The 6,676-nt window shown below is 70.1% G+C and carries 6 protein-coding genes; 2 read left to right on the top strand and 4 right to left on the bottom strand.

Translation table 11 applies throughout. From position 1 onward, the window contains the following. Positions 1-731: IS4 family transposase (locus tag ACFYW1_RS04800; protein ID WP_388986965.1), on the top strand; the 731-nt coding region annotated here is incomplete at its 5' end. 197 nt (positions 732-928) lie between these two features. Here the strand turns inward: ACFYW1_RS04800 and ACFYW1_RS04795 are convergent. The 4 genes from ACFYW1_RS04795 to ACFYW1_RS04780 form a co-directional block, all read right to left on the bottom strand. Further along, the gene (locus tag ACFYW1_RS04795) at positions 929-1,810 is read right to left on the bottom strand and encodes a nucleoside hydrolase (RefSeq protein WP_388986962.1); all 882 of its coding nucleotides are present in this window, start codon (positions 1,808-1,810) and stop codon (positions 929-931) included. 78 nt (positions 1,811-1,888) lie between these two features. Beyond that, a complete protein-coding gene (locus ACFYW1_RS04790; RefSeq protein WP_388986959.1) occupies positions 1,889-2,755 on the bottom strand; it encodes a carbohydrate ABC transporter permease in 867 nt (288 codons plus the stop codon). Positions 2,756-2,757: 2 nt separating this feature from the next. Further along, positions 2,758-3,702: a carbohydrate ABC transporter permease gene (locus ACFYW1_RS04785; protein ID WP_388986956.1), complete on the bottom strand. Its 945-nt coding sequence runs from the start codon at positions 3,700-3,702 to the stop codon at positions 2,758-2,760. Next, positions 3,699-5,024: an ABC transporter substrate-binding protein gene (locus tag ACFYW1_RS04780; protein WP_388986953.1), complete on the bottom strand. Its 1,326-nt coding sequence runs from the start codon at positions 5,022-5,024 to the stop codon at positions 3,699-3,701. Before ACFYW1_RS04780 ends, ACFYW1_RS04785 begins: the two co-directional genes overlap by 4 nt. Positions 5,025-5,226: 202 nt before the next feature. Here ACFYW1_RS04780 and ACFYW1_RS04775 point away from each other — a divergent pair, with 202 nt between their 5' ends. Beyond that, the gene (locus ACFYW1_RS04775) at positions 5,227-6,237 is read left to right on the top strand and encodes a LacI family DNA-binding transcriptional regulator (protein WP_388986949.1); all 1,011 of its coding nucleotides are present in this window, start codon (positions 5,227-5,229) and stop codon (positions 6,235-6,237) included. Positions 6,238-6,676: the final 439 nt, after the last annotated feature.

The raw sequence follows: 6,676 nt of genomic DNA, 5'->3' as shown, positions 1-6,676 counted from the left end.
GTGCCTACCCGCAGGTGAGGGTCGCCGCGCTGGTGGAGTGCGGGACACACGCGGTGTTCGCCGCGGCGACCGGCCCGCTGTCGGTTCATGAGCAGCATTTGATTCCCGGCCTGCTGGGCCGGCTCGAGCCGGGAATGCTGCTGATGGCCGACCGCGGAATCACCGGCTTCGAGCTGTGGAAGGCCGCTTCGGGCACGGGTGCGGACCTGTTGTGGCGCGTCCGCAAGAACATCGTGCTCCCGTTCCTCGAAGCCTTCGAGGACGGCTCCTACCTGTCCGAGATCGTCGCGGCAGGCGACCGCAAGCGCCAAGATCCGGTCCGGGTCCGCGTCATCGAGTACACCCTCGGCCGTGAGGACGACGGCACGGTATACCGGCTGATCACGACCGTCTGCAACCCGCAGGAGGCCTCTGCTGCCGACCTGGCGGGCCTCTACCATCAGCGCTGGGAGATCGAGAACACCCTGAACGAGATCAAGACCCACCAAGGTGGCCGCCAGCTGGTCCTGAGATCGCAATACCCCGATGGCGTCGAGCAGGAAATCTACGGCTTCCTCCTCGTCCACCACGCACTTCGGGACGTCATGCACCACACCGCTCACCAGGCCGGCCTCGACCCCGACCGGCTGTCCTTCACCCGCACCCTTCGCATCGCCCGCCGCCACGTCACCGACCAGGCGGCACTTTCCCCCCTCACGACTCAGCCAAGCTCTGACCCACACCATCCGTGAGCTGCTGGAACGACTCCTTCCACCCCGCAGGCAACGCTCCAACCCCCGCGTCACCAAACGCAAGATGGCCAACTGGCACCTCAAACACACCCACCACCGCAACCCGCCCCGACCACCCACCAGGGCAATCACACTCGTCCCACCCACCAAACCAACCAGCAAGCACCAGAAAAACACCTAAATCACCGGTATTGCAACTAGGGCGTGTTTCCGGCCCTCTCGATACGGGTCACGATCTCCTCGGCGACCGCGCCCAGGTCGGCGTCGACGACAAGGCGGACCGGGCCCTCGGGGTCGCGGTGGAAGACCGTACGTCCTTCGTCGTCGACCGTGACCGTGCCGTTCTCGGTCTCGTACAGCTCTGGGCAGAGCATCGACAGGGCGGTGATCGGGTCGTGCGGGACGCTCCAGCCCTCGCCTGTGAACCCGGTCCAGGCGTCGATCTCGCGGGCGAGGGCAGCACCGTAGCGGCCGGCGGCACGGATGCGTTCGATGCCGTCGCGGCCGATACGGACCCTGCGGGTGATCTCCAGGCCGGTGATCACGGTCGGGATGCCGGAGGCGAAGACGGTGCGGGCGGCCGTGATGTCACTGACGATGTTGTGCTCGGGCCCGGCGTCAGGCGCGAAATGGCCGCCCATGAGATAGAGGGTGCGTACCGCCGGGGCGAAGCCCGGTTCGTGGGCGATGGCGTGGGCGAGGTTGGCCTGCGGGGCGATGCCCATGATGTCGAGTTCGCCGGGGCGGGCGAGGACGGCGTCGACGAGGAAGCGGTGAGCGGGGACGTCGTCGCGTACGGGCTCGGACTCCAGGCCGGTGAAGGCCCGGCCCTCGTGACCGGCCCACCAGACCTCCTTTCCGGACAGGGTCTCCTCCGCTCCGGGTACCACGGTCAGGTCGTGCCCGGCGAGGGCGGCGAGGCGGTGGGCGAGGCGGGCGCGCAGCAGGGTGTCGCCGTAGACGGTGGTGACGGCCTCGACACGGGCCTGCTCGGGCGAGCCGAGCAGGACGCCGAGCGCGAGGGCGTCGTCGACGTCGCTGCCGATGTCAGTGTCCAGGAGGAGGTGGTGGAGAGTCATGTGTGTCCTTGTACGTGTGCGGAACCCGTGGGCCGGCGCCCTGCGGCAGGACGGACGGCGGGGGTCGGCGGGAGGTGGCTACTTGAGGCCGCTGCTCGCGATGGACTGGGTGAAGTGGCGCTGCAGCCGCAGCAGTACGACGAGCGGGATGAGAGTGAGGACGACGGCGGCCGCGAAGACCTGTCCGTAGTCGACGACCATCTGCCCCTGCAGGGTGCCGAGCGCGATGGGGCCGAGTTGCTTGGCGGGTTCGGTGCCGATGAGCAGGGGCCACATGTACGACTGCCACTGGAAGGTGAACAGGGTGAGTCCGGCGCCGACGAGCGCGGGCCGTGACAGCGGCAGGTGGACGCGGGTGAAGACGCCCCACCAGCTGAGGCCGTCGATGCGGGCGGCTTCGACGAGTTCCTTCGGGACGGCGAGGAAGAACTGGCGCAGCAGGAAGATGGCCAGGCCGTTGCCCATGCCGGGCAGGATGAGACCCGCGTACGTGTTCTGCAGGTCCCAGGAGCGGAAGAGCGAGGACAGGGGGATCGCGATCGCGTCGAACGGGATCATGAAGCTGAGCAGGATCACCGCGAAGACCAGGCCTCTGCCCCGGAACGCGAAGACGGACAGTCCGAACGCGGCGCCGGCCGAGACCAGCAGGCCCAGCGCGACGGTGACGGCGGCAACCAGCACGGAGTTGAGGACGGCCCGGCCGAAGTCGCCCTGGAATAGGGTGACGTAGTTGTCGAGCGTGGCGTGGGTGGGGATCAGGCTGCGCCAGGACAGGTCGTCGAGGCTCGCGAGGACCTGGGAGCCGGGGCGCAGGGAGCCCGCGAGCACCCACAGCAGCGGCAGCGCGAAGAGCACGCCGATCACCACGGCGGCGATCATCGGCATGTGCCGGGCCGGCGAGAGCCGCCTCGGCGTACCCGGGGCGGAGTGGTGGAGGGTCGTCATGGCTACTCCTCGCCCTTGCCCTGCATCAGCCGGTACTGCACGGCGACGACGGCGAGGGTGAGCGCGACGAGCAACACCACCTCGGCCTGGGCGTAGTGGATGTCGCCGACGCTGTAGGCGCGGCGGAAGACGTCGTACATGAGCAGGTTGGTGGAGCCTTCGGGGCCGCCACCGGTGAGCAGCTGGACCGGCGCGAACACCAGGAAGTTGGAGACGGTGTCGGCGACGAGCACGAAGGCGAGCGGTCGGCGCAACAGGGGCAGTGTGACGTGGACGAAGCGCTGCCAGGCGTTCGCGCCGTCCATGGCGGCGGCGTCGTAGCACTCCTGCGGGATGTCCTGCAGGCCGGCGATGAGAAACGTCATCCAGTACCCGACACCGACCCACGACATCAGCACGATCAGTGCGTAGAGCGCTTGGGAGGGGCTGGTCAGGAACGGTTGGGACGGGAGGCCGAGGGCGCCGAGGGCCGCGTTGAGCGGGCCTTCGGGCCGGTAGAGGATGCCCCAGATCACGGCGGAGACCGCGGGCGGCACCGCGATCGGCGCGAAGACGAGGGAGCGCCACAGGCGTGCGCCTGCGAAGCGCCGGTTGAGCAGGACGGCGAGGCCGAGCGCGCACAGCACTTGGAGCGGGTTGACGATCAGGCTGAACAACAGCGTGACGCGCACACTCTGCCAGAACTGCGGATCGCCGAGCAGGTCGCCGTAGTTGTCGAGGCCGACGAAGCGGGTGACGCCGTCGACGAGACTGTGGTGGCGCAGGCTGTCGACGACCGCCAGCCCTGCGGGCAGCAGGCGCAGCACGAGGAGTGCGAGCAGTGCGGGGGCCAGGAAGGCGAGCGCGGTGCGGGCCTGGGAGCGGGGCCGTCTGCGGCGGGCCGGGATCTGGATCTCGGCGGCCGGGGCTGCCGAATCCTCGCCGGCCTTGGCGGTGGTGGTGGTCATCGCAGTCGCTCCCAGGTGCGTACGAGCTCGTCCGAGGCCTTGGTGAGGCGGGCCTCGACCGGTGAACCGTTGCGGATGTCGGAGAAGGCCGATGCCAGTACGGTCTCGAACTGGGTGTAGCCGATGGAGCGCGGGCGGCTGACGGCCGTGTGCTCCAGCTCGTATCGCATGATCGCGGCGACGCCCCCGGTGGAGCGCGTGGCCTTCTTCTCCAGGCCGGCCGCGTACTGCTCGAAAGCGGTGCGGTGGGAGGGGATGAGGGGCGAGGCGGCGACCGTGGCGAGGCTTCCGGCGGTGGTCAGTGTCGCGTATTCCATGAAGCGCAGGCCCAGGTTCTGCCGGCTGCTGTACGGGTTGATGCCCCATGACCAGGAGTCGGTCGGGGTGACGGGGCGACCGCCCTCGAAGTACGGCTGTGGGGCCGTCCCCCAGGTGAGGTTCTTGAACGTGGCGAACGAGCCCAGGTTCCAGGGGCCGCCGACGAAGAACGGCGCCCTGCCGGCGGTGAACAGGGAGGACAGCTGGAAGGACGTGATGCCGCGTGGGGAGAGGCCGTCGGCGAAGAGCTTGCCGTACCAGCGCATGGCGCGTTGCCAGCCGTCCGTGGTGACGGCGGGGGTGAGCATGTCCCTGCCGGTGATGCCGGATCCGCCGCCGAGGGATTCGACCAGCGGTTGCAGGCCGTAGTAGGCGTCCGTCTGCTCCAGGACCAGGGCGTAGTCGCAACCCGCCCGCTTCATCGCGCGGCGCCCCGCGTCCAGGGTCTTCTCCCAGGTCCAGCGCTCGGCGGGGCCGGCGGAAGGGACGTCCACGCCCGCCTTCTTCAGCAGGTCCGCGTTGTAGAAGAGGTACTGGGTGGACGTCCATACCGGCAACGAACGCAGGGTGCCGTTCCAGGAGCTGATCTCGTACTGCTCCTCGGTGACGGCCGCGCGGGCCCGTTCGCTCACCGGGGTGAGGTCGGTGAGGAAGCCGCGGGCGCTCAGTGCGGGGATGCGCGGCTGGTCGACGCAGTAGACATCGATGGCCGAGTCCTCGGCGGACAGGCGCAGCTGGAGGACGTCGTTGAGCTGGGCGGGCGGTACGGCGGTGTACGCCACGCGCACCCCGGGGTGGGCCTTTTCGAAACCGTGGATCACCGGCGCGAACGTCGCGGGGGTCTCGGGCCCGAGGAATCGCACCGTTTCTCGGGAGGGACCGGAGGCGCCGGAGACACCTGACGAGGAGCACCCGGCGAGGATCCCGCCGGACGCGGCGGCGAGGGCGGTGCCGAGCAGCCTTCTGCGGCTGAGGGAGCGCGTGGAGCTCAGGGCACGGTTCATGGCGCCCACTGTGCATCGCGCAGTGCCCCTGGAACGGGAGCTGTGACCATCATGTATCCAAATCGTTTTGCACCCAGAGAGGGAGGTGGAATCATACGCATAGCATCTCGAAGGCGATCACACTACAAAACGTTTTGCGTCCTGGGTAGAGTGAAGCCGAACACGGCGCCGCCGGTGCGCCACGAACCATCGGGAGGCGGATGTGCACGGCTCGGGCCGCGTCAAGATCGTGGACGTGGCGGCCGACGCCGGAGTCAGCGTCACGACGGTGTCGCACGTGATCAGCGGGCGACGTCCCGTCTCGGCGGCCACCCGCGCCCGGGTCGAGGACGCGGTGCGGCGCTTGGGCTACCAGGCGGATCCATCGGCGCGCGGGTTGCGCACCCAGCGCACCGACACCATCGGGCTCGTGGTGCCGGACATCACCAACCCGTTCAACACCGAGTTGGCGGCGGGCATCCAGGCCATCGCGTACGCGCGCGACCTGCTCACCGTGGTCTGCGAGGCACCCATGACGGATGGCCCCCAACTCCCTTCTGTACTCAAACAGTTGGTGGCCCGTCGACTGGACGGCATCGTGCTCGGGCGGTTCGGCGCGCGACGCGCGGACCTCGACCTGATCGCCGGGTCAGGCGCGCGGCTCGTCAGGCTCGGCACCCGGATCGCCGACGGCCCCGGCGACGTGGTGCGCGGCGCCGAGACCGAGGGCATGCATGACCTGGTCCGGTACCTGGCCGTCGAGCGCGGCTACCGGAGGATCGGATTCATCGGCGGCGAGCAGGGCGTCGAGCCGGGCGGCGAACGGTACGAGGGCTACCGCCAGGCCCTCGGCGAGGCGGGCCGCGCCGTGCCCGAGGAACTGACCGTGTGGACCGGCTTCACCCGGGAGGGCGGGCGCGTCGGCGCGGCCCACCTGCTCGATGCCGCCGAGCCGCCGGACGCCGTGGTGTGCGCCAACGACCTCATCGCGATCGGGGCTCTTGACGTGGCACGGGCGCGCGGCCTGGACGTGCCGGGCCGACTGGCCGTCGCCGGGTACGACGACATCGACGCGGCGTCGATGGTGGCCCCGGCTCTGACGACGGTGCTCAATCCGGCGCGGGAGATCGGCCGCAACGCGGCCCGGCTGCTGATCGACCGCCTCGAGGGGGACACCGGACCGGCCCGCGAGATCGTCCTCGCGCATCAGGTGGTGCGGCGCGCCTCCGCATGACCGGGCCCGCCCCGGCACTGCTTCCTGCCGCGCTGGTGGGAGCGGACCGCCGACAGCCGGGCGACCCGCGACGGTGCCGCGGACACCGGCGCGTGGCCGGCCAACGCGTACGCCAACGACACCGTGGTGACCCGCATCGGGCCCCTGCACGCCGACCACCCCGCCCCGGGAACCGTCGCGGCCCCGGCATTCCGGCGTCGTCCGCGACCCTGCCGCAGCTCGTCGCCACCATGCACGAGCACGCGATGCCCGCCGACGGCTGCAGCACGCCGGTGACGACCGGCAGCGGATACGGCACCGCCCCGGCCTGCCACCGGCTCGGCTCCGCGCTGGTGACGAGCGTGGACATCGACCCGTATTCGGTACAGGCCGCAGCCGAGCGCCTGGACGGCATCGGGCTTCACCCCACACCGCCGCCCACGACCTCCCCCGGCGCTCC

This window comes from Streptomyces sp. NPDC002669 (assembly GCF_042889165.1).
Classification (GTDB): domain Bacteria; phylum Actinomycetota; class Actinomycetes; order Streptomycetales; family Streptomycetaceae; genus Streptomyces.
This window is presented reverse-complemented; position numbering and strand designations above follow the sequence as displayed.